This window comes from Methylotenera sp. (assembly GCF_030653755.1).
Classification (GTDB): Bacteria; Pseudomonadota; Gammaproteobacteria; order Burkholderiales; family Methylophilaceae; genus Methylotenera.
The window spans coordinates 1-24,807 of the sequence record NZ_JAURYU010000052.1; the positions used below are offsets into that span (position 1 = coordinate 1).

A 24,807-nucleotide genomic window follows, 5' to 3' on the forward strand; every position below is an offset into this window, starting at 1 on the left:
GACCCAGTTGACCCAGTTGACCCAGTTGACCCAGTTGACCCAGTTGACCCAGTTGACCCAGTTGACCCAGTTGACCCAGTTGACCCAGTTGACCCAGTTGACCCAGTTGACCCAGTTGACCCAGTTGACCCAGTACAACCACCATTAACAGAGCTTGATAGTACAGATGACAATAGTGCTAGGACCGACGCGCAAAACACTAATGTTGCGGAGCGAGGCAGTATTGGTCTAAATGACATTTCAAATATTAATTATGTCAGCTTAGATGATACGCCTACTGCCGCAGGTGAAAATATGACTGAAGAAGCGCCAGAGCAGAAAAAAGGTCCAGTTAAAAATGCACGTGCACTGGTGATTAACTACTTTGGTAACGGTATTAATGTTCCACAATAGTTAACGCAATGATGTAATGAACAAAGCTCACTTAAATCATCTTTATATAGATGGCTTTTGTGAGCTTTTTTTGTGTAAAATGTATTCAATTTAAATATTAATCAATAGATAAGCCAATGATGCAAAATAAAAAATTAGTTCCAATCACATTATTAGCAATGTCAACCTATACAGGCTTATTAGTCGCTGGTGAGGTTCAACCACAACCTGACGCAGGCCGTACGTTGCAAGAGCTTTCAATAACACCTCCTGCCTTACCTAAGAAATCCATTGAGATTGATGTTAAAGCACCCGAAATTAAAGAAGATATAGCGGGTGGTATTTCAGTTGTAGTGGAAACAATTACGCTAAGTGGCAATACTGTTTATAGTGATGAAGTATTGTTGGGTGTAATTGGAGATTATGCAGGTAAATCTTATGATCTAGCCGCAATAAAAAACTTAGCTAATTTAATTACGACTTACTATCGTAGTCATGGCTACCCTTTTGCACGTGCTTATATTCCAGCACAGTCGATGACTGATGGAAAAGTAAACATTGAGGTGATTGAGGGTAGGTATAACAACTCTACGATTAATAGTACGGATGCAAAAGCCCAAAAAGGGGCTCAGAAATTCTTAGATTACTTAAAGACTGGTGATGTGATTGATAGTCGTAAGCTTGAGCGGACAATCCTAATTCTGTCTGATCAACCAGGCTATAAAGCAACACCAGTCGTGAGTCCTGGTGAAAAAGTTGGTACTGCTGATTTGGATGTAAGTGTTGTGCCAGATAAAAAGTATGGTGGTGATATTGGGATAGATAACTACGGCAACCGCTACACAGGTCGTTTACGTGGTTCAGTCAACTTGTATGTAAATAGTCCATTTGTATTTGGTGATCAGTTACGTGTAAGCACATTATATTCTGAAGAAGACTTATGGTTAGGTTCTGTGAATTATAGCTTACCTGTAGGTGGCTCTGGATTAAGAGCAAACTTTGGTTATGCACATACGTCTTATGACCTTGGTAAAGAGTTCGCAGTACTAGATGCTACTGGTACGGCACAAGTAGCAAGTATGGGCTTATCTTACCCAATTATTCGAAGTCAAACGGCTAACCTTACTATTGGTGCGAATTATCAGCACAAAAAACTACAAGATAATCAAGGTGTATCAGATCAGCGGGATTCAAAATACAGTAACTCATTACCAATTAGCTTGAGTTTCGATTTGGTTGATCAGTTGTTTGGTGGTGGCGTTACTTATGGTAGTGTGAGTTGGACGCATGGTGACCTTAATTTAGATAGCAGCCTATCTGCGGTTGATAGGCAATCTGCTAAAACAGAAGGTACATTTGATAAATATAACTTTGACATTGCCAGATTACAGGCATTGCCTGGTAATTTTTCATTTTTGGGTAGATTATCCATGCAAGTTGCTTCTGATAATTTAGACTCATCTGAGAAGTTTGGTCTCGGCGGTATCAATGGCGTAAGAGCATACCCAAGTGGTGAGGGTTTTGGTGATGAAGGTAGTTTAGCTCGATTAGAGTTACGCTACGACATTAATCAATTCACACCCTATGCATTTTATGATATTGGCACTATCAAATTTAACCATAATGAGTTTTCTAATGGTGATAATCGTAGAACCGTTGCGGGCTCAGGTTTAGGCTTGAGGTTTAATACTGCATCATGGACTGCAGATACCAGCCTTGCTTGGAGAAATGTTGGCGGCAATCCTTTATCAGATACTAAAGATTACCAACCTATGTTTTGGGCAGGTGCAAGATACAAGTTCTAATATATTTTTAAGCAGTAGCTAGCTAATCAAAAAACCCTGATTTGAAAAGATCAGGGTTTTTTATTGTGAGTAGTTATTACGGAATTAGCGAATGGTTAGGAGAACTATCGTTAATCACTATAAAGAATATAAGAGTATTAGTATTAGGGCGGTCTTACATTTATTTGATTACAGCTAATATCCTAATCAACTAATAAATGAAAATACATAACATGCTAAATTTTCGACATGCTAAGTTTTTGGATATTATATATACTGAATTTAATGCTAAACGGCTAATTGATGCGACAACTATTTCAATGAAAAACTGGATTGCGTAGCATCAAGAAGACTTTCAAATTCATCAATAGTCACTGGTTTGGAGTATAAATAGCCTTGTGCAAAATCACATCCAGCGCTACGTAACAAATCTCGTTGCTCATTAGTTTCTACGCCTTCAGCAATCACTTTCATGCCAAGTTTGTGTGACATTTCGATAATCGCTTCGCACAACACCATATCGCTAGAGTTGGGAGCGATATTAGAGGTGAATGAGCGGTCAATCTTAACGAAATCAATATCGAACTTTCGTAGGTAAGCTAGTGATGAATACCCAGTGCCAAAATCGTCAATCGCGATTTTCATCCCAGCTTCTCTAAATGCGTTCAGTTGGTTAATTACAGAGTCCCTAGCATCTAGCAGCAAACCCTCAGTAATTTCGACAATAAAACTTTCACCCGACAACCCTAATAGCTTTAACTGTTCTATCCAATTAGTGCAATTATCGTGCACACTTCTAAACTGAACAGGTGATTTATTGACGCTTACTTGCAGGTTAGGGTAGCGTTGTTTCCATTTTGCAGTTTGGCTGGCAACTTCATTAAAAAGCCAATCGCCAATATCCACAATTAAGCCAGTATCTTCAGCCACTGGAATAAATTCATTGGGGCTGACTAAACCACGCGTTGGATGTTGCCAGCGTATCAGCGCTTCTGCTTTAAACACTGCGCCTGTCGCAAGGTCTACAATCGGTTGATAGTACACTCTAAACTGGTTGTCATTTAAAGCACCCCATAAATCGCTGATTAAGCGCATACGCTTTAATGCTTCTTCTTGCATGATCGGTGTGAAATACTGAAAACGGTTTCGACCTTGCTCTTTAGCCGCGTACATGGCTTGGTCTGCATTTTTGAGTAGCAGTTCTACCTCATTACCATCTTTAGGATAGTTGCTAATGCCGATACTGGTTGAAATATGGATGACTTCATCGCCAAGATGAAATGGCGTGGTCATTTTATCTAGAATGTCTTGTGCGATACGCTCGATATTTATTTGGCTATTGATATCACTTAAAATAATCGTGAACTCATCGCCACCCATGCGCGCCACAGTGTCAGATTCTCTCACGCAACTTTCTAAGCGTCGCGCAACACCTTTTAATAGCATGTCCCCAATGTCGTGACCAAGTGAATCGTTCACTTCTTTGAACTTATCTAGGTCTAAAAACATGAGCGTCACGGATTGCCCTGTCCGCTGTGCTTTTTTAATATCTTGTCTCAAACGGTCAAGAAATAGCACACGATTTGGTAATCCTGTTAATTGGTCGTAGTGGGCTAAATGCGTCACTTGGGCTTCTGAAGTTTTGCGGTTAGTGATGTCAGTATGTGTGCCAATCATCCTGATTGGCTTTCCATCTTCAGACCTGCTGACTACCATGCCACGGCTTAGCGTCCATTTCCATGAGCCATCTTTACAGCGTAGACGAAACTCAGAAGTATAGATTTCTTTGTCCCCAGTAAAATAGTCTTGTACATCACTTAATAATGTAATGAGATCATCAGGATGTACTAACTCTCTACCAGCAGTTGCAGTAGGTGTTATTTCATTTTCAGCGTAGCCATAAATTTCATGCCAGCGTGTAGAACGAAAAACATGGTCAGAAGGAATATCCCAATCCCATACGCCATCGCCAGAGCCCTCAAGTGCAAACTTCCAGCGTTCTTCACTTGCTTGTAATGATTGTTCAATGAGTTTTTGTTGACGTAGGGTTTTTCGGAACAGTAAATAAAGAATAACCGCCGTGACTAAAATAAAGGCAACACCTTTATAGGTGTTAAGCAGTGAGAGCTCCTCATGATTAGCAATGAGCTTAAACAGCGCAGAGTCAGTAACAACTATCCAAAGCAAGCCGAATGCAAGATAGATAGCTACGATGCGTAAGACAATTAAATCTAGCTTAGATATTATTTTATTGAACAGCTGATTCACTACTGAGCCTTTTTAGACATATATATTGCATTGTAGATTGATTTTATATTGTGACAAGGTTTGGTTTTACGCTGTGATATTGAAAGTGGTTGCAATGTTTGGTAGCGTACAGATTAAATATTGATAGGTAGATAAATTATGATAAGGATTGATAGACTACACACATTGCACTTAAGCGATTGATGATGCCAACAGTATTAAAGGAGTGCTTTTAATTTCAATATTGGTCAATACATTTCTAGAGAATGCTATCACATTCATCGGAAATAATGATGACGGCCGTCATCTTGGTATTGATGATTCAGCACGAATCAAGTGACAAGATAAAAGAAGTAATAAATAGAGTAGCTTTATAAACACTATACATAATCACTAGCAAAGTAAGATGAAATCGCTGTTACAGATATTAATGTTATTTTAGCTAAGTTGTTGATATGGTTTAAATAATATCTAATCTCCAAAAACCACAGGCAATCGCTGAGTAATAGCACTAAGGAGTAGCATATGAAAACAAGAATAGAATTTATGATGCCAAACTTGGAAGCTTCTATTCAAGTCAGAGGTGCATTGCTTGCTGAGTTGGTCGAGATTAAAGATATTCATTTCTTAGCAAACGAAGAGACTGATTTAGCTGATTTAAATGTAGCAAACGCAGTTGAAGGTAGCAATCTTCTTCATGAGGGGGAAAAGGGACTGCTGTACGGCATGGGCTTTGGTTTGTTAGCTGGTTTATATGTTTTGTTTTTCCCAAGCTGGTTGACCACTTCGCCTACTTGGTACAGTCAATCACCTTGGTATGTTGTTTTGATGGTGACCATTTCGTTGGGTGCTATATTTACTGCGATAGGTGCGGCATTTTTAGGCGTAAATATCTTTAATACAGATCTTAAGCAATATAAAAAAAGAATCGGAAAAGGAGAGATACTAATGATTGTTTCAGCAGATATGTATAGGGTTCCTAAAATTCGTAGGATTGTGAAAGAGAATCTAAAAAATGCAGACGCTAATAAGACTGCAAAAACGACTTAAGCTGATTTAAGTCTTTCTGTCGTTTTACAATGTTAAGTCTCAGTGAATGTTAAAGCCAGCGTCTCGCAAGTATCTTTAAACAAACTCTTTGAGTAAACTTTTCACAAAATCTGCACGTAGATTAATCGCTTCAAACTCTACTGAAACCCTGAGTTTATCTGGCCCATTCATACGGCATCTTCTGTCACGCTGTAATAGGTTAATTAATTTCAATGGGTCTATATCTGCCTTAGGGTTAAATTGCAATTGAATTGCAGCATCCGAAGCATCAATTTTAATAATACCTAGCGGTTTAGCGGCGATACGCAGGCGGTGGCATGCCAGCAGTGCTTCACCTTGCTCTGGTAGTAATCCAAAGCGGTCAATCAGTTCTTCTTGCAAGTTATCTAATGCATCGTCATCGTTGCAATTAGCTAGGCGTTTATAGATTACCAAACGTTCATGCACATCAGGGCAATACTCATTGGTGAGTAGTGCAGGGGTATGTAGATTGATTTCTGTGGTCACGCCTAATGGTGCATTTAGGTCTGGCTCTTTGCCAGCTTTCAGTTGTTTCACGGCGTGGTTCAGCATATCGGCATATAAGTTAAAGCCAATTTCTTGCATTTCACCGCTTTGTGAGTCACCAAGTAATTCACCTGCGCCACGAATCTCTAAGTCGTGCATCGCAAGGTGGAAGCCTGCGCCAAGATCTTCCATTAATTGAATCGCATCTAAGCGTTTTTGTGCCTGTACGGTGATTTTACGGCCAGCTTCCGTGAGCAGGTAGGCGTAAGCTTGATGATGTGAGCGCCCAACACGGCCACGCAGTTGATGCATTTGCGCTAGGCCAAACATGTCGGCTTTGTTCATGATGATAGTATTAGCCGTTGGCACATCAATACCAGTTTCAATAATGGTGGTGCAAAGCAATAGGTTGTAACGTTGGTGATAAAAATCACGCATCACATGCTCTAGCTCACGTTCGCGTAACTGTCCGTGTGCAACGGCAATGCGCGCGTCTGGCAGAATACGTTCAAGTTTTTCACGCATGGAATGGATCGTGTCTACTTCATTGTGCAGAAAGTACACCTGGCCGCCACGTTTAAACTCACGGGTCGCCGCTTCGCGGATAATGCCCTCTGAATATTCCGTATGGAATGTTTTAATGCTCAAGCGTTTTTGTGGTGGTGTGGCAATCACACTAAACTCACGCAGACCTTCCATTGCCATACTCAATGTACGTGGGATAGGCGTTGCCGTGAGCGTCAGTACATCAACCTCTGCACGTAAGGCTTTGAGTTGCTCTTTTTGACGCACGCCAAAGCGATGCTCTTCATCCAGAATCGCTAACCCTAAGTTTTTGAACTTCACGTCTTTTTGAATCAAACGGTGGGTGCCGATAATAATGTCAATTTCACCAGCTTCTAGCCCACGTAAAGCTTCAGCCTGTTCTTTGGCTGTTCTGAAACGTGAGATTTCTGCGATTTTGATGGGCCACTCGGCAAAGCGGTCACTAAAGTTATTGAAATGCTGTTCGGCAAGCAAGGTTGTCGGCACTAGCACTGCAACCTGACGCCCACCCATGACGGCAACAAATGCCGCGCGTAGTGCAACTTCGGTTTTACCAAAGCCAACATCGCCACATACCAACCTATCCATGGGGCGGCCTGATTGCATGTCTTTAATGACGTTTTCAATCGCTTCTAGTTGGTCTGGCGTTTCTTCAAACGGAAAACCCTCGCTGAATGCTTCATAATCTTGCAGGCTTAAGGTAAATGCATGACCACGCCTTGCGGCACGTTGCGCATAAAGATTCAGTAACTCAGCCGCAGTATCGCGGATTTGTTTCAGGGCTTTTTTCTTCGCTTTTTCCCAACTGCCACTGCCTAAACGGTGTAATGGGGCAGATTCTGGCGGTCCACCAGAGTAACGTGAGATGATAAATAACTGTGACACTGGCACATATAGCTTATCGTCACCGTAATACTCTAACAGTAAGAACTCGGTTTCACCTTCACCTAGGTCAAGGTTAATCAAGCCTTTGTAGCGGCCTACACCATGCTGTTCGTGCACGACAGGGTCGTTGATGCGTAACTCAGATAAGTCTTTGAGCATGCCTTCTGTACTACGGGCTTTTTCTTTCTCGCGACGGCGCTGCTGGCGCACGGTGGCAGCATATAGCTCTGCTTCAGTAATGATAGCAATCGATTGTGCATGGATATCTTTAAAAGCGACACCACTATGCAGTGAGCTGACGCCTAACATCACATGCGCATCACTGGCTAGAAACTCAACCCAAGTTTCGCAGATGGCGACTTTTAAGCCATGTTCTGCAAACAATTGCGACATGGTTTCACGACGGCCAAGACTTTCAGCCACAATCAGAATGCGGCCCTTAAATTGACTGATGAAGGCGGTTAATTTATGTAGTGGATGCTCTGCACGACGCTCAATATCGAGTGCAGGCAGTGTGCTGGTCGTTTTTCCTGCTTCTAAGGTGCCGCTAGTGAGTACCACTCTGGCAAAAGTATGGGTAGTGCTGAAAAAGTCTTCAGTTTTAATGAGCAGTTTTTCTGGCGGCAATAGTGGGCGCTCAGCATCATGCGCTAATGTGCGGTAGCGAGATTGCGCCTCCCGCCAGAACTGTTGTGCACTTGAATCTAGGTCGCCATGCAGGCATAGCAGACTGTCATTTGCTAAATAATCAAGTAGTGTGGCGGTTTGTTCAAAAAATAGGGGTAAATACCACTCAATACCACCAGAGGCGACACCTTTACTCACATCTTTATAGATTTTTGCGCGTTGTGGGTCACCTTCAAATGTTTCACGGAATTGGCTACGGAATAGGGCAATCCCTGTTTCATCCAGCGGAAACTCACGCGCAGGCAATAATCTTATCTCAGGCACTGGATAAAGGCTACGCTGAGTATCTACGTCAAAAGTGCGGATGGTTTCAATTTCATCGTCAAACAGGTCAATACGATACGGCAGTGCAGAACCCATTGGAAATAAGTCTACCAAACCACCGCGTACACTGAACTCACCATGAGAGATCACTTGTGTGACATGGTGATAACCCGCTTCTGCGCATTGCATACGCAGTGCTTCAATATCGAGTGTTTGCCCTTTTTTGAGCATAAAGGTATTGGCACTTAAATAAGCCTTAGGGCTTAAGCGAATGAGCGCTGTTGCCAACGGTACAATCACCACATCACAGGCGTTTTGGGCGATATGGTAGAGCGTGGTGAGGCGGTCTGAAATTAAATCTGGGTGTGGCGAAAACTGGTCATACGGCAATGTTTCCCAGTCTGGCAGTAAATGCACGGATAAATCTGGCGAAAAATAGGGGATTTCTTCTAATAGTCTTTGCGCGTCAAATCCACTCGCAGTGATAATCACTAATGGTTGATTAGGTTTCTGCGCCTTGGATTGCGTTGCTAACATGGCGAGTGCATAGGCATCCTCACCACTGTTTTTGAGCGTTAGCCGATTCGCTTGGCCTTTATTGGGAATAGGCAGGGTGTTCTGCGTCATGGGGTTATGATTTTGTTGCGATGAGAAAGGGCAGATTATAACGGCTGTTGGCAACTAACCGTTATAAAATCTGCGTTATAAATTTTACGTTAATTTAGGCCGTGCCACCTACTGTTAAGCCGTCAATTTTCAGGGTTGGTTGCCCAACGCCCACTGGTACGCTTTGTCCTTCTTTGCCACAAGTGCCCACGCCAGAGTCTAGTGACATGTCGTTACCAATCATGGAGACGCGTTTCAGCACATCAGGGCCATTGCCAATGAGTGTTGCGCCTTTCACTGGGTAGGTAATTTTACCGTCTTCAATCATATAAGCTTCTGCGGCACTAAATACAAACTTGCCGCTAGTAATATCGACCTGACCACCACCGAAATTAGCCGCGTATAAGCCTTTTTTCACAGATTTGATGATTTCTTCAGGTGGTAGCGTGCCATTTAGCATGTAAGTATTGGTCATGCGCGGCATTGGAATATGCGCGTAGCTTTCACGGCGCGCATTACCTGTAAGCGGCATATTCATGAGGCGTGCATTTAATGTATCTTGAATATAACCACGTAAAATACCGTCTTCTATCAACACGGTTCTATTGGTAGGGTTGCCTTCATCATCGATGCTAAGTGAGCCGCGACGGTCTGCAATCGTGCCGTCATCAACAATGGTAATGCCTTTTGCGGCGACTTGCTGCCCAATCATATTGCTAAATGCAGAACTGCCTTTGCGGTTGAAGTCACCCTCTAAACCGTGGCCTATTGCCTCGTGTAATAAAATACCTGGCCAGCCTGCACCTAATACGACGGTCATGCTGCCAGCTGGGGCAGGGCGCGCATCTAAATTAACCAGCGCTTGGTGCACTGCTTTTTGTGCATAGTCGTGTAGAACTTCATCGGTGAAATAGCTGTAATCAAAACGGCCACCACCGCCTGCGGAACCTTGCTCGCGGCGACCATTGCTTTCTGCAATGACGTTAATGCCAACACGTACTAAAGGGCGAATGTCTGCAGCCATCACGCCATCATGGCGTGCCACCATAATGACCTCATACTCACCAGCAATTGATGCAGTCACTTGCGTAATGCGTGGGTCTAGTTTTCTTGCAATAGATTCTAAATGCTCTAAAAGTTTTACTTTTGCATCTGCTGAGAGTGAGGCAATCGGATCTTGTGGAAGATATAACTGCGGTGTCTGTGGCTTGATGATAGCACTTGCAGTTTGTTCATTACCCAAACTCGATATCGACTTTGTGGCTTTAGCTGCTTCTACCAACGCTTTTAGATTAATATCATCCGAGTAGGCAAAAGCTGTTTTCTCACCGCTAACAGCGCGTACGCCAACCCCTTGGTCGATTGAAAAATTACCAGATTTCACTTGACCTTCTTCTAGCCCCCAGCTTTCACTACGGCTATATTGAAAATATAGGTCAGCATAGTCAATTTGATGAGACATCATGTCCGCGAGTACATTCTGTAGTTTCGCTACATCTAAGTTTGCAGGTGCGAGCAATGCCTCGGTAGCGGCATCAAAATGCGAACCTTTGATAAGGTTGGTATGCGGTAGTGATGATTCAGTTTTCATGAGTTTATTTTCAATAAGTATTCGGTAAGCAAATGCTATATGTCAGCAAGGTTAATTAATAAGCAAGATTGATTATAGCTAGTCCTCTACTTAATGGCAGTATTTGTAGATTGAAATCTCAGCGTTCGCAGTCGTCATTCCGACGGAGGTCAGAATCCAAGTCACGTGAATACTAGCTTTTTAACAATAAACAATCATTTCTGATCATCACCTTGACTGAATACCAACCTTTCGCGCTTCCACTTAGCACTTTAGTGCTTAGTGGAGCGGTGAAGACCTCCACGGTCTCGCTGATATGACGTTATTTGTGAGATTAGCTATAGTAAATTAGTTGCGTAATTTTCCAGTTAAAACTTACTCCTTAGCCAAGTAGCGTCGATGTAATGCAATGGAATCGAGGGGAGTATGCTTATCCGACAACCTTAATAGTGCGATGTTTCAATGCAGGCAAACTTTTTCTTAAACTTTCCTGATATTTTGGGTTCATGGTTGCCATGACAACCCCTGAGCCGCGCGGTAAACGATCAAGCACGACGCCCCACGGGTCTACAATCATACTATTGCCATGTGTTTCACGTCCTGAAATATGGTATCCACCTTGTGCAGGTGCAATTACATAGCTTAAGTTTTCTATTGCGCGTGCACGAATCAGGCTTTCCCAGTGGGCTTTGCCTGTGGTATCTGTAAATGCAGAAGGCACGACGATGATGTTGACCTCTCCCATGGCGCGGTATAGCTCTGGGAAACGTAAGTCATAGCAAATGGATAAACCAATTTTGCCGAACGGGCTATCAATTACTTTAATTGTGTCGCCAGCTTCAATCGTTTTTTCTTCCGTGTAATGTTCGTTACCAAGTTTTAGGCCAAACAGATGAATTTTATCGTAGCGTGCAACTTGCTTACCTTTGTCATCGAACACTAAGCAACTATTGCGTACTTTGTTTGGAAAGTTACTCACTAACGGAACAGAGCCGCCAATCAGCCAGATTTTATGTTTTTTCGCAGTTTTGCTTAAAAAGTCTTGAATCGGACCTTTGCCATCTTCTTCGCGCGCAGCTACTTTGTCAGATTCTTTTAAGCCCATGATGGCAAAGTACTCTGGTAATACAATCAGCCTTGCACCTTGGTTAGCGGCAATTTCAATTAGACGTTCAGCTTCACTGAGGTTGGCACTTACATAGGGGCCAGATGCCATCTGAATGCCAGCCATTTTAATAATACCTTTTGTTGCACTCTGGCTGCTGAGTTTAGCTTTGGTAGTTGTTACGCGGGAGGTAATCGCCATATGATATCCAAACAGTTTTTAAATTCTTTTTAATGCTTAAGTATAGGTGCTTATTTTTAATTGATTAGCGGGTTATTTTCATTATTTTTAGGTTCATTCTCAGACTTTACTTCTTGTGGGTTATCCCACGTGCCAATGATTTCATAGTCAGTCGATGCGATTTTGTTAAAAGGGTCTTTTAGCACTTTTTGCGCTAAAAATGCCACAGCACCGACTAGGGGCCCGCCAGCCAAGGCCGCAAGCGAAATGCTATCACTAATTCTAGGGGAAACGTTAACAAAAAGATGCTGCGTCTCTTTTTGGAGGTTTGTTTCACCTTTAATACTGACATCGGCCGCTGGGCCTGCCATTTTAAAATTGTCACTGCGCATAATGCCTCGTTCAATTTTAACGGTTGCATTGATTTTATCAAAAGCAAAGCCATTACTAAACAAATCTCTAAAATCCAATGTCAGGCGTCTTGGTAAGCTTTGCAGGCTGAGTAAGCCTAGCAATCTTCCTACCCCTGGCTGAACTTGTAAGATTTGACCTTTACGCACGTCAAACTTAAGTTCACCACTTAGCCTTGTTGTATTAAATTGATGTGGGCTGCCTGGCCAATGTAGCTGGCCACTAAGTTTACCTTCGCCATCTTTGATGGTGTTGGCATAACCTAGTCTAGTCAGTGTTTTGCCTAAATCTTTAATATCCCAGTTGATATTAAGATAAGTATTGGGGCTTCTTACCCAGTTATTCCATTGGCCTTCTGCACTTATCGAACCTTCAGGTGAGCTGAGTTTTATTTTCTGCATATCCCAGTTGTCGTTCTCTGGGTAAGCGATTAACTCTAATTTCCCTAGGTTTTTTTTATTAAACTCAAAATTTTCCGCAATGATGTCTAACGTTGGGTAGTCTTGCTCTAACTTGATAAATTGTTTGATATTGGCATTGTCTGTAGTGTCACTTGGCGCTGACATTTGGTCTGGTGCAGGTTCTGGAATAGTGAGGTTGCTTAAACGAGCAATCAGCTTGCCATTTTTATGGTCTATCCACTGCAAGTCGCCTGTAATTTCTTTGCTTTGAATAGCAATACGCAAATTATCTGTGTTGTTCAGCTCAGTGATGTTAACTTGGTTAAGGCGTCGGTTAAAGATGTCGAGCGCTTTAATGGATAGTGCAACTTTTTGAATTGGCAGATTAGGCTGTTGCTCCGATGAGTCGGACAAGTTCTTCACCACATAACGCCATGCATCAGCGTTCAGGTAATCTAAGTTGCCAGTTAAAGAAATACCGGCTAGCTTGCCTGATTCATTAGGTATTGAAGGCTCAACTTTGATGTCGCCCCCCAAATTGATATTGGCATTATTCAATTCAAACTTGCCGTCGTTTAAGGTGCTGGTGATTTTTGCACTAGCTTTGTTGCCAAGGTTGATAAAAGTGTTACTTAAATTACCTTCTTGTTTTTTATCAATACGCAGGCTTAGTGCTTGGTTTGCAGGTTTATTAAATGGCGCTGGTAGGCCAGAGCTTATGCCTGTTAAGTCCGAGCGGATACTAATGTTGGTGCGTGGTTTCTGAATTAGAATGTCGCCAATCCAATCAGTGCCACCGCTGATATAGTTACTCACTTTTTCCAGTGATTGCTCTTTTAGTATTTGCTTGATGCTGCTATCACTGAGTTTTCCTCTTGCCAGTATTCGTATGGACTGGTCTTTATTTGTGCTTAAGTTAAAAGTAAGCGGGGAGCCAAAAGCCAAGGCTTTAATATTTTTAGCGCTCAAGCTACTTTCTGTGAACTCTAAATTACCGTTAATTTGGGTCAGTGCTGGGATGTCTTCACTTTCCATTTTTCCGTTGGTAATTTGATATAGCCCTTTATATTTAGAGGCATCTAAGTCTTCTAATGGAATACTTAAGCCTAAATTAAGTTTACCTGCGCCACTGGTTTTAAGATTATCAGTAAAGCCTTCCGTGAGTTTATGTACTGGGCTTTTGTTCACAAAAACAATCCCTTCACTTACTGGCCCTTGGAGCTCAGATTGAATATTGAGGATAGGGTAGTCAGCGTCTAATTGCGCGATGGTTGTTTTGCTTTTAATGATTTGATTGCCAAATATACGTCCCGTATGCGCATTAAGCTCCATGCGCTTACCTTCAAATAGAAGGTCTAAACCTAATTTTTCGATGGCAGGCCAACCTGTGCCGTACTCTAAAAGAGCATCGCTGACCTTTGCGGTTACTCTGAATACCCCCTTTTTGGTGTCTAGATTATTTTTGCTATCCACAAACGGAAAGTCTGCTAAACGGCCTTTTACCGTTAAATTGATATCGTTAGCAGTACCCTCTAGTATTGAGGTATCTAACCAATTAAGCGTGGTCTCACCTAACATGGTTGGATAGTAAAATTTGGCATATTGTGCATTGCCGTTATTAAACTTCCCTTTTAAATCAAGGTAGCCATCTTTGCTTCCATCTTTTCCCACACCTTTTTTTTCTTCCATCAAGTAAGTTGCATTAACAGTGCCAGATAGATGCGGGCTATTCATCGTTAATGAATTAACATTAATTTTTGTTTGCTTTTGATCGATGTTCCAAGTGATTTTTCCCTCAAGTGTATTAAAAGGGATTGGCCAACGTAATATGCCCTTCATATCCAGATGAGCCTGTTGTGTATCTAACAGTAGAAGCCCCGATTTTTGGTTCGCGTTAAGCTCACCAGATAGATTATTGAAACCAGGTATGTTTTCGTAAGCAGTTGAACTTAAGCGATTAAATTTAGTATTGAGTTGGTAGTTTTTTGTGACATTGTTTTGTGCTTCCCATATGATGCTCAGGTCTTTTAACTCTCCTTGTGGGTTGGTAGCGTTGATAGATGCTAACCATTGTTCAGGAAGTGGTAACTGCGATAGTGTTGTTTGAATGTTAGTTAACCCTAAGCTTGGCATGCTTAGATTAAAGTTTTGTTCACCTTTAACTGTTTGGGTATAGTTAGCTGATAGCGCTTTGATATTAAAGCCATTAACTGTGCTGGCATCCAGCTCGCTTACACTTATAGACTGGCCGAACTTGCTTGCAGTACCTAGTAGTCTGTTCTTGTTTAGATTTTTCCATACAATGTTGCCAGATAGTTTATCGAGCATTAATGGCGCAAGGTTAGGCTTTGTTTGTAGCTGTATGTTTTTTAAAGCAATATGGCTGTTGATTGATTGAATTTGGTGATTCGAGAAGCTCATCAAGACATTTGTACTACCTGTGCCCGTTCTTAAATCCATTGGGTAATCTACCCATGCTTTGTAGGCAGCTAAATCAGCATTTTCTAGTTGTAAACGTATTTTGCCATCCCAGTCTTTAGTTTTACTGATATCGCTTCCATAAAAGCTACCACTTAAGCGTACTGGATAGATACTGCCGACTGATGGTGATGCGCTGATCGTGAAGCTGTGATTTCTCACTAAGCTTCTCCACGGCGGGCTTAAAATCTCTAAGTTGAGGTTATTTAAACTTAGTTCAGGCGCGTTTCTCAGTTCGTCTAACCAAAGCACTTTAGCATTGGTGATGGCTAATTTATTTTGTCTTAACAACCAATTGGCTAACTCAGGTTTTGATTCTCCAGCGGTACTAATGCCTGCAACAAAAATTTCGCCCTTGGTATTGCGACGTATGGTGAGCTCTGTGTCGTGAATGATGAGCTCAGCTAAGTGCGGCTCTAGCAGTGGAATACTTAGCCATGACAAAGCGACATCAATATTTTTTAACTGTAGTGCAGTGCGGTCTTGTGCATCAAAAATATCGATATTACTTAATAGTAAATGTGGATTAATGCCTTGCCAGTCGGTCTTGATGTCACCGATGGTGATTTTTTGATTAGATGATTTGCTAGCAAAACTGGCAATTTCATCTTTATGCTGGCCGATATTTGGCATCAGCCAGAAATGAATAGTGAGTGCGGTAGCAACTACGATAACAGCTGACACGCCAGCTAGCCAAAGTATTGCTCGATAAACCCAAAGTAGAGATTTTTTAACCATTGATAATGTGGGTTTTATTTTTAATATGTTCAGCCCTGCATTTTACTTGAATATTGCGTGTATAGATTGATAATCAGGGCGGAGCAACTGTAAAACTGCGTAAATTTTCACAAATCTAGCCTAAAAGTAAAAGAGTGTTTAAGACTATGCACGTTAATCATTTAGAATAACGAACTTGTCGAGTTAGCAACACGTAATGGTGACGCTTCATTATGCTAACCAATTTACTGGGTGACGCTCACTGTAATTGACCAGTTTTGTTCAATTTAATTCATATGGTTATCTCTTGATTCAATTTAAACAACTTACTTTAACGCGCGGCCTTAAAATTTTAATTCAAGGCGCATCCATGCAGCTTCATCCTGGCCATAAAGTTGGTTTAACGGGGGCTAATGGGGCGGGTAAATCGTCTCTTTTTGCCATGCTGCGGGGCGAGGTGCATCCTGAGCAGGGTGATTTAGAAATGCCAGCAAGCTGGGTGGTGGCACATGTTGCGCAAGAGACGCCTGCACTAGCTATGCCCGCGATTGAGTTTGTGCTGGATGGCGATGCTGAGTTACGTGAAATTGAAGCAGGGTTAGTAGCCGCAGAGACGAACCATCAAGGTGAACTCATTGCAGAGTTGCATCAGCGTTTAACTGATATAGATGGCTACAGTGCAAAAGCGCGTGCTTCTGAGTTACTGAATGGTTTAGGATTTAGTCAAACAGCGCTACAACAGCCTGTATCAACTTTTTCAGGTGGCTGGCGTGTTCGTTTGAACTTGGCGCGTGCTTTGATGTGCCGTTCCGATTTGCTACTGCTCGATGAGCCAACTAACCATTTAGACTTAGACGCCGTCATTTGGCTTGAAAGCTGGTTGCAGAGTTACCGCGGCACGCTGTTATTGATTTCGCATGATAGAGATTTCTTAGATGCCATTGTGAACCACATTGCACATATTGAGCAGCAGACATTAACGCTTTATCGCGGTGGTTACTCTGATTTTGAGCGCCAACGTGCTGAAAAACTGGCATTACAGCAAGCCATGTTTGAAAAACAGCAACGTAAAGTAGCCCATTTGCATAGCTATATTGATCGCTTTCGTGTGCAGGCAACTAAAGCCCGCCAAGCACAAAGCCGCATTAAAGCGCTTGAGCGTATGGAGATGATTTCTGCTGCACACGTAGATTCACAATTTTCGTTTGAATTTAGAGCGCCAATTGCTGCGCCTGACCCTTTGCTAGTGTTGGATGATATGAGCGTGGGCTATCAGCACAAACCATTGATTAGCAATATTGAATTGGCGATTAGGCCAGGTGAGCGTATCGGTTTGCTAGGAAAAAACGGCGCAGGTAAAACCACGCTCATAAAATTATTAGCGCATGAACTTGCACCGCTTGGCGGCAAACGGGTAGAAGGCAAAGACCTTAATATTGGCTATTTTGCACAACATCAGCTTGAGCAACTGCGTCCTGATGATTCACCGTTGCAACACATGATGAAGCTGGACCCACTCACACGTGAGCAAGAGCATCTTAATTATTTAGGTGGTTTTGATTTTAAAGGCGATATGGCTAGAGCACCTTGTGCTAATTTTTCTGGTGGTGAAAAATCGCGTTTAGCGTTGGCATTGTTGATTTGGACGCGACCTAATTTGTTATTACTCGATGAGCCAACCAACCATCTGGATTTAGAAATGCGTCATGCGCTGACGCTGGCCTTACAGGATTTTGAAGGTGGCGTTATCTTAGTGTCGCATGATAGAGCCTTGCTGCGAGCGACCTGTGATGAGTTTATTTTAGTGGCAGATGGCAAAGCTACGCAGTTTGATGGTGATTTAGAAGACTACGGCCAATGGCTGAACGAGCAACGTATTAAAGAAAATAAGCTAAATCAGGTGGTTGCAACAGATAAGCCTAATAAAAATGATCGTGCCGCTAATAAAGCTGAGCGCCAGGCTAGAATTTTAGAACGCCGCCCACTATTAAAAGAACTTGAGCAAATAGAGCGCAATATGGCACAGTGGCAAACGGATAAAAAATTGTGTGATGAGCAGTTGAATGATGCCGATCTTTACACCAGTGCTGATAAATCGGTATTGCAGCAACTTTTAAAAACACAAGCGACGTTAACGAATCAATTAGAATCCGCAGAAGAGCGCTGGCTCACATTACACGAGATGTTAGAGGCGATTCCAGCTTTAGATTAATGAATGGCTGGATTAAACCCCGTTTTATTTAAGATTAATAAGGACTGCAAAGATGGAAATGACGTATTCACAACGTTTAAAGCTCATGCATGGTTTATGCTTGGCTGCGACACACCGCGATGACGAAACCCCTAATACTAATCTAGATGATTATGATGCGTTGAATGCGGCTGATTATTTAAGCTGCTATGTTACGTTTAAGGCGATTCAATCAGCTGACCGCTCACCACTGGCTGAGCGTAGTGAAAATTTTGACATGTTGAGTGTGTACCAAGCATTTGCATTATTGACCTATGCATTTTTTACTTCGCCCCTAGTGCAAGAGAATATCAAGCCTGATTTCCAAGCTACGCAAATAACCATAGCAAAAACGCTATTCGCAGGTTTACCAGATGCCGAGTTAATTGAAATTGTAGAGTCAGGCTTTAGTAAATTCCAATTAATTGCGGATGCAGAAGCCGAGCACTGGACGCAATTTAGAGAGAACGTAGATAAATTAGTGATTGCACTTGTGGTTGCTGGGACGGACGATGATAGCCCGCATACGATGGAAGAAGTGTTGCCGATTTTTGGTCAGTTGCTAAGCCAGTTGTGTGAGGCGTTTGAGAGCGCTTAGTAAGTAGTGCGCAATCTAATGGTATTTTAATGATGGGATTGTGCTAAGTTTCAGCACTGATTGTTTCCCCCTCTAGGGCTTTGTGAATCTGCTCCATTAAAAAGCTTGCAGATTCACGCCCCAGTTTGGATTCTCGCATCGCCATGTGCCAATTTGAAATTGTTTGTCTTAAGTTATTTTCGTTGTCGCAGGTTTCAATGTTGGCTTTAATACCTCGTCCCATAATGCCAAGGTAGTCATCGGTAGCCTCTATCAGAATAGCTTTCACGGTTGCCATCTTTGTTGAGCAGATTGGCTCTGTTTTGCTTGGTATATCCTGCAAAACAAGTGGATTTTGGAATGTGTTTGCAAATTCAGGCGGCCTTTGTTGCCCATATGGCAGTTGAATATAGCCTTCCGTTTCAAGTTTTTTGATAGTGTCTAGTAATAAGTCTTTTTTAAAGAACTTATTCAAATCATCTAAGTTCCGCACACCATTCACCAGTAGCAATACCTGACGTTCACGCACACCTAAGGTACGTTTGTTATTGGTAAATTCATTAAAACCGAGCCTGGATTTTTCATACACCATGGTCGTTATCTCAGCTGATTTCAATGATTTTCAATAATATCTTTGTGAGCATAAAATCTATGTAAGCATTCATGAGTAGAATGCTACTTAATCAATATGAAATTAACGTGACAGTTTTATGGTGAGAATCTTCATTAACCGAGTTGTCGTCGCTTAATGAAAGATATTAGGTTTTAAATTCGAGTAACGAAAGTTAGTTTGAGATTAGTTCTTAACTTCTAACTTTTAAATTCAGTGATTTTTAGTGTGCATCCTTGCCTACAAAATTAAACGGATAAGTTTGTTATCTTAGTCGCTATGGTGATGATGTATACCATAGTCTATAGCACCCCAAGCCAAAACCTCATAGAATGACATGTGCATTGTAAATGTTTGATAAATATGAAAATAATAACTTCTAGGAAGTGATAATAAAACCTTATGCAAACCTCAATCTCGTTAAAAGAAATTTGCACAATTAATCCAATCAGCGTATCGCAGACTACGGTATTAGCTGATGTGTTAGAAATGATGGCTAGCCATCATATCAGTTCGATTGTGGTGGTTGAGGGGAAACGCCCCGTTGGCATTTTTACCGAGCGAGATGCCTTACGTATTATTCCTGATTTATTGAACACCGCGACCACATCTATTAGTCGTGTCATGAGTGATATTCCTGTAGTTGCACCTACACATCTTGATCTATATGAGGCATACCATCTTTGCGCGCAAAAAAATCTGCGTCACTTAATTGTTGTGGATAGTGAAGGTGACTTATATGGTATTGCCACAGATAACGACTTTATGAAAATGCTGGGGTTTGACGTACTTTCTGGACAGGAAGTCGTTGAAAATATCATGCATAAGAATATTCATACGCTCGCCAAGCATGACACGCTAAACGATGCGATTATTTCGATGGTTAAATCTAATGCAAGCGGGATTGTGATTACTGAAGCAAATAAGCCGATTGGCATTATCACCGAGCGCGATTTAGTGAGGCTAGGGCGGGATCATGCAAATGGCAGCATGTTATTAGCAGATGCAATGACTTCTCCTGTTGTTTGTATAGATAGTAAGCGTTCAATTTACTTTGCGATAGAGCGCATGCGTGAGCAAAAAATACGCACTTTGGTTGTAGTGAATGATCAAGGCATATTAGAAGGTCTGATGACTGAGCATGACGTAGTGAAAAAAATTGAGAGCCACTATGTACATATGCTTAATACGATTATTAAAAGACAAGCGGATGATATTGTTCGTATCCGAAAAGAGTTGGATGACCGACATGTACTTTCTGCGGTGTTGCATGAATCACTTGGCGTGAGTTTGATTATTGCCGATCCTGACAAAAAAGTACGATATTTGAATCCTGCCGCCTCCGATTTATTCGGTATTACCCATGAGAAAATAGACGGACAACACATTGAATCGTTATTTAGCAAGGCGAATATGCCTGTGGACAATCTACTTGTCGCCTTAGAAAAAGTGCAAAATGGCGAGAGTTATGAGTATGATTTAGCGCATCAGATCAACGACGAAATGTTTGAGCTACATGTGCGAATGGCGCCAATTCAAGATCAAGATAACAACCTGTTAGGGTATGTACAAACGATACAAGATGAAACTGATAAAAAACACTCGGAGCGTAAGTTAAAACAGGCGGCTTCAATTTTTGATAATACGATTGAAGGGATTATTATCACTGACGCAAAGGCCAATATCCTTTCAGTTAACCCTGCATTTATGAAAATTACAGGGTACGATGAAAATGAAGTTCGTGGTAAAAATCCAAGCGTGCTTAGTTCAGGCAGGCAAGATAAAGCTTTTTATGGTCGCATGTGGGAGTCTCTAAATGCAAGTGGTCACTGGCAAGGAGAATTGTGGAATCGGCGAAAAAGTGGTGAAACATACGCTGAATGGCTAACAATCAGTGCTATTCTAGATGCTAAAAGCCAAGTGAAAAATTACATTGCAGTATTTGCAGATATTACCTCTTCTAAATTAGCGCATGATCAGTTTGAGTTTTTAGCCCATCATGACCCTTTAACTAAACTACCTAACCGCCTTTTGTTTAATGCTCGGTTGAGTCATTCGTTATCTCGTACAAAACGGACGGGCGATTTGGTTGCAGTGTTGATGGTTGATCTAGATGGGTTCAAACTAATTAATGACCATTACGGACATCAAGCAGGCGATCGCGTACTTGAAGTGGTAGCTGAACGTTTAATCGCTCATACACGTGGTGAAGATACTGTTGCTCGCTTGGGGGGGGATGAGTTTGTTGTTGTGTTAGAGGATATTACAGAGCAGTCAGAGGCGATGGAGGTTGCTAATAAGTTAATAGCCTCTATCTCGCAACCTATTATGCTAATGGAAAGCACAGTGTCTGTGACGGCGAGTGTAGGTATTGCATTGTCTTTTAATGCAGGAAATAACCCAAAAATGCTTGTGGCAGACGCGGATGATGCTTTATATCAAGCTAAGAGTGCTGGTAAAAACACAGCGATTTGTGCGCAACCTCAATCTTAAATAATACTTAAAAAACGGAAGTTCATGCATAAATCTTTATTTGGTACAGTCATTAAGAAAGTTCGTCAAGATCTTGGCCTTACACAGGAAATGCTAGCCTCTCTTTCTGGCTTAGAGCGTACTTTTATTTCTATGCTAGAGCGAGGTGTTAAACAGCCTAGCTTAAAAACGGTGAGTAGTATTGCGCATGCGATGCATTTGAAAAGTTATGAGCTGTTGCATCTGGTGGAAGAGCAGATTCATGCTGATCATGTGCAAAATCACTTAAGTACAGACCTTGAAGCGGAGCAACGTCGTTTAGATGCGTTGGAGTTAGAGCGTGAAAAATCTCGTATCGGTGAGATTGTGAACACGATTCCAGTCATCTTTTTTGCCAGAACGCCTATGCCAGAATATGCCATGACCTTTGTGAGCAAAAATATCAGTCAATTATTTGGCTATGACAAAGATAAGTTCATGGCGCATAGTGGATTTTGGCATGCGCATATTCATCAAGATGATCTACCAAAGGTGATGGAGCGCTTACAAAACATTAGTGCAAGTGATTTGTTAAGGCACGAGTACAGGTTTTTAACAGCAAGTGGAATATGGTTGTTGGTAAGAGAGGAGCTGAAATTAGTGGTGAGTGAATCTGGCGCGCCAAAAGAGGTGATAGGCTCAATTGTAGGCGTTACGCCACTTGGTCGGGATTAGTGTTCCAGGCTATTGTTTCAATCGCTTTATAAAATAGATAGTGAACCAAATTCCCCCTAATTTACCAACTAAACTTACCTAAGTAATGCGCTTAGTTGGGTTAAATGGTTTCGTAAGATAATCATGGCTTCAATCAATGGTTGAAATAATTGATTGGCTTTTTGATTCAATCAATTAGCTTGAATCAAAAAGCTCAAAATACTTTTTCGGTTTGAGCTTTGTTTTTAGAACATGAAGTTTTATCACAATAAAACTGTAGAAAATTACTGATCTTCACCGCTCACGTAGTACCAGCTTGCGTTAATGCGCTCAAACTGACTAACTTCATGTAGCCTTTCAGCACGGCCGCTTAGGTTGTCGGCATGCTTATAACGCGCAACAAACTCAACTACTGCGTGATTCTCATCAATTTGTTTGTACTTTTTTACCTGCAAACCTAACCATTTCAGTGGATATTGGTTTAAATCTAGTTGTGCAGGGCGCGTGTCTGGATGCCAAGTCTTAAGTAGGTATGCCTCAAGTTTTAACACATAGGCACTGTAACGCGAGCGCATCAGTGCTTCTGCATTAGGTGCGGCAATACTAATATGATATTGTTCACAGCAAGCTTGGTATGCGTTGCCACTTCCACATGGACATTCAGACATTGTTTGCTACCAAGTGCCAGCAAGTTCAGCAATGGCTTGCTGGGCTGTGTGGCTTGATAAATTATGCAATTTCACGTGTTTCTAAAAATTGAATATCAGGGTAACGTTCTTGCGCCATCTGTAGGTTAACGCGGTTAGGCGCTAAGTACACATAATCATCTGCACCATCGAATGCCACGTTAAAGCCGTATTTATCTGCAATGGTTTTTAAATCTGCGTCAGAGCCGCGTAACCAGCGTGCTGTGTAGCAATCGTATGGTTCAAATACCATATCTACGCTGTATTCATGCTCTAAACGATGTGCAACCACCTCAAACTGCAACATACCAACTGCACCTAAAATAAGATCGTTTGAAAGCAGAGGGCGGAACAACTGTGCAGCACCTTCTTCTGCCAATTGTTTTAGGCCAATTTGTAGCTGCTTCATTTTCATCGGGTTTTTAATGCGCGCACGGCGGAAGAACTCAGGCGCAAATGATGGAATCCCCGTGAATTTAAGGTTTTCACCCTCAGTAAAAGTATCGCCCAATTTCACGGTGCCATGGTTCGGAATGCCAATAATGTCACCAGAATACGCTTCATCCATCGTGGTACGGTCTTGTGCCATAAAGGTAATGGCGTTGTTCACGCTTAATGTTTTGCCAGTGGCAACTTGCTTCACCTTCATGCCACGTTCGAAACGGCCTGAACACACACGCAAGAACGCGATACGGTCACGGTGTTTTGGGTCCATGTTTGCCTGAATTTTGAATACAAAACCTGAAAACTTACCCTCATTTGCTTCTACAGGGCGGCTTGCTGTGTTGCGCGATTGTGGAGGTGGAGATAAATCTACTACTGCATCTAGCAATGATTGCACGCCAAAGTTGTTAATGGCAGAGCCAAAGAACACAGGTGTTTGTTTACCGTTTAAATAGCGCTCTTTATTAAACTCATGTGATGCACCACGCACCAGTTCAATATCAATACGCAATTCCTCAGCTTGACGGCCTAATAGTTCATCAACGCGTGGATTATCTAAGCCTTTAATCGTTTCAGAGGTGCCTTTTTCTGCACGCGGGTCAAAGAAAGAGATTTCATCGTTATACAAATGATAAACGCCACGGAAGCCTTTGCCCATGCCAATTGGCCAGGTCATTGGCGCGCATTCCATGCCAAGCGTGGTTTCAATTTCATCTAATAATTCAATGGGTGGGCGGCTTTCACGGTCTAGTTTATTAATGAACGTGATAATCGGTGTGTCACGCATACGACATACGTTTAATAGTTTAATGGTTTGCGCTTCAACACCGTTTACAGAGTCAATGACCATCACCGCAGAGTCTACTGCGGTTAATGTACGGTAAGTATCTTCAGAAAAGTCATCATGGCCTGGGGTGTCTAGTAGGTTAATCATGTGTTCGCGGTAAGGGAACTGCATGACAGATGAGGTCACGGAAATACCGCGTTGTTTCTCAAGCTCCATCCAGTCTGACGTTGCATGACGTGCAGCTTTACGGCCACGCACCTCACCAGCTACCTGAATTGCACCACCGAACCAGAGCAGTTTTTCGGTCAGTGTGGTTTTACCAGCATCGGGGTGAGAAATAATAGCAAACGTACGGCGGCGGGAAATTTCGTCTTGAAGCGATGACATGTTTTGATAGATTTGATTTAAAAGCGTCATTTTACCTTAAATATGGCTTAACTCGAAAAAACGGGTATTAGCTGAGATGGCTTTGTTGTCAGCTAATGACGCATATTTTAT

At 42.0% G+C, this 24,807-nt stretch carries 15 protein-coding genes; 7 read left to right on the forward strand and 8 right to left on the reverse strand.

Translation table 11 applies throughout. The features are described 5' to 3' along the window. Both Q7U33_RS10970 and Q7U33_RS10975 read left to right on the forward strand, forming a co-directional pair. Positions 1 to 393, forward strand: a 393-nt coding sequence (locus Q7U33_RS10970; protein WP_304860835.1) for a hypothetical protein, incomplete at its 5' end; no start/stop codon positions are given. Positions 394 to 509: 116 nt separating this feature from the next. After that, the gene (locus Q7U33_RS10975; protein WP_304860837.1) at positions 510 to 2,177 is read left to right on the forward strand and encodes a ShlB/FhaC/HecB family hemolysin secretion/activation protein; all 1,668 of its coding nucleotides are present in this window, start codon (positions 510 to 512) and stop codon (positions 2,175 to 2,177) included. A gap of 291 nt (positions 2,178 to 2,468) precedes the next feature. Here the strand turns inward: Q7U33_RS10975 and Q7U33_RS10980 are convergent, their stop codons facing one another. Next, positions 2,469 to 4,424 (reverse strand): bifunctional diguanylate cyclase/phosphodiesterase, encoded by a 1,956-nt coding sequence (locus Q7U33_RS10980; RefSeq protein ID WP_304860839.1) that lies wholly within the window; start codon positions 4,422 to 4,424, stop codon positions 2,469 to 2,471. Positions 4,425 to 4,928: 504 nt separating this feature from the next. Here Q7U33_RS10980 and Q7U33_RS10985 point away from each other — a divergent pair. Continuing rightward, a complete protein-coding gene (locus Q7U33_RS10985) occupies positions 4,929 to 5,453 on the forward strand; it encodes a hypothetical protein (protein ID WP_304860841.1) in 525 nt (174 codons plus the stop codon). A gap of 75 nt (positions 5,454 to 5,528) precedes the next feature. Here Q7U33_RS10985 and mfd read toward each other — a convergent pair whose 3' ends face one another. The 4 genes from mfd to Q7U33_RS11005 form a co-directional block, all read right to left on the reverse strand. Next, positions 5,529 to 8,969 carry a transcription-repair coupling factor gene (gene mfd, locus Q7U33_RS10990; protein ID WP_304860844.1) on the reverse strand — a complete coding sequence of 1,147 codons (3,441 nt, stop codon included), beginning with the start codon at positions 8,967 to 8,969 and terminating at the stop codon, positions 5,529 to 5,531. Positions 8,970 to 9,063: 94 nt separating this feature from the next. Then, positions 9,064 to 10,539 carry a metalloprotease TldD gene (gene tldD, locus Q7U33_RS10995; protein ID WP_304860847.1) on the reverse strand — a complete coding sequence of 492 codons (1,476 nt, stop codon included), beginning with the start codon at positions 10,537 to 10,539 and terminating at the stop codon, positions 9,064 to 9,066. Between the two features lie 409 nt (positions 10,540 to 10,948). Then, a complete protein-coding gene (locus Q7U33_RS11000; protein WP_304860850.1) occupies positions 10,949 to 11,824 on the reverse strand; it encodes a carbon-nitrogen hydrolase family protein in 876 nt (291 codons plus the stop codon). Positions 11,825 to 11,880: 56 nt separating this feature from the next. Then, positions 11,881 to 15,831: a YhdP family protein gene (locus Q7U33_RS11005; protein ID WP_304860852.1), complete on the reverse strand. Its 3,951-nt coding sequence runs from the start codon at positions 15,829 to 15,831 to the stop codon at positions 11,881 to 11,883. A 286-nt stretch (positions 15,832 to 16,117) separates the two neighbouring features. Between Q7U33_RS11005 and Q7U33_RS11010 the strand changes: the two genes are divergently transcribed. Continuing rightward, positions 16,118 to 18,022, forward strand: a complete 1,905-nt coding sequence (locus Q7U33_RS11010) for an ATP-binding cassette domain-containing protein (RefSeq protein WP_304860855.1) — start codon at positions 16,118 to 16,120, stop codon at positions 18,020 to 18,022. Positions 18,023 to 18,074: 52 nt separating this feature from the next. After that, positions 18,075 to 18,638 (forward strand): hypothetical protein, encoded by a 564-nt coding sequence (locus Q7U33_RS11015; protein ID WP_304860857.1) that lies wholly within the window; start codon positions 18,075 to 18,077, stop codon positions 18,636 to 18,638. A 43-nt stretch (positions 18,639 to 18,681) separates the two neighbouring features. Here Q7U33_RS11015 and Q7U33_RS11020 read toward each other — a convergent pair whose 3' ends face one another. Beyond that, positions 18,682 to 19,233 (reverse strand): hypothetical protein, encoded by a 552-nt coding sequence (locus tag Q7U33_RS11020; protein ID WP_304860859.1) that lies wholly within the window; start codon positions 19,231 to 19,233, stop codon positions 18,682 to 18,684. 396 nt (positions 19,234 to 19,629) lie between these two features. On the opposite strand from Q7U33_RS11020, the gene Q7U33_RS11025 reads away from it, so the two are divergent. Together Q7U33_RS11025 and Q7U33_RS11030 are read left to right on the forward strand one after the other, a co-directional pair. Beyond that, on the forward strand, positions 19,630 to 21,720 hold the full coding sequence (locus Q7U33_RS11025; protein WP_304860862.1) for a diguanylate cyclase domain-containing protein: 2,091 nt from the start codon (positions 19,630 to 19,632) through the stop codon (positions 21,718 to 21,720). Between the two features lie 24 nt (positions 21,721 to 21,744). Beyond that, complete coding sequence (locus Q7U33_RS11030; protein WP_304860864.1) at positions 21,745 to 22,413, forward strand: PAS domain-containing protein; 669 nt, start codon at positions 21,745 to 21,747, stop codon at positions 22,411 to 22,413. Between the two features lie 263 nt (positions 22,414 to 22,676). Here the strand turns inward: Q7U33_RS11030 and Q7U33_RS11035 are convergent, their stop codons facing one another. Then, positions 22,677 to 23,060 (reverse strand): YchJ family protein, encoded by a 384-nt coding sequence (locus Q7U33_RS11035; RefSeq protein WP_304860868.1) that lies wholly within the window; start codon positions 23,058 to 23,060, stop codon positions 22,677 to 22,679. 61 nt (positions 23,061 to 23,121) lie between these two features. After that, a complete protein-coding gene (locus Q7U33_RS11040; RefSeq protein WP_304860872.1) occupies positions 23,122 to 24,696 on the reverse strand; it encodes a peptide chain release factor 3 in 1,575 nt (524 codons plus the stop codon). Positions 24,697 to 24,807: the final 111 nt, after the last annotated feature.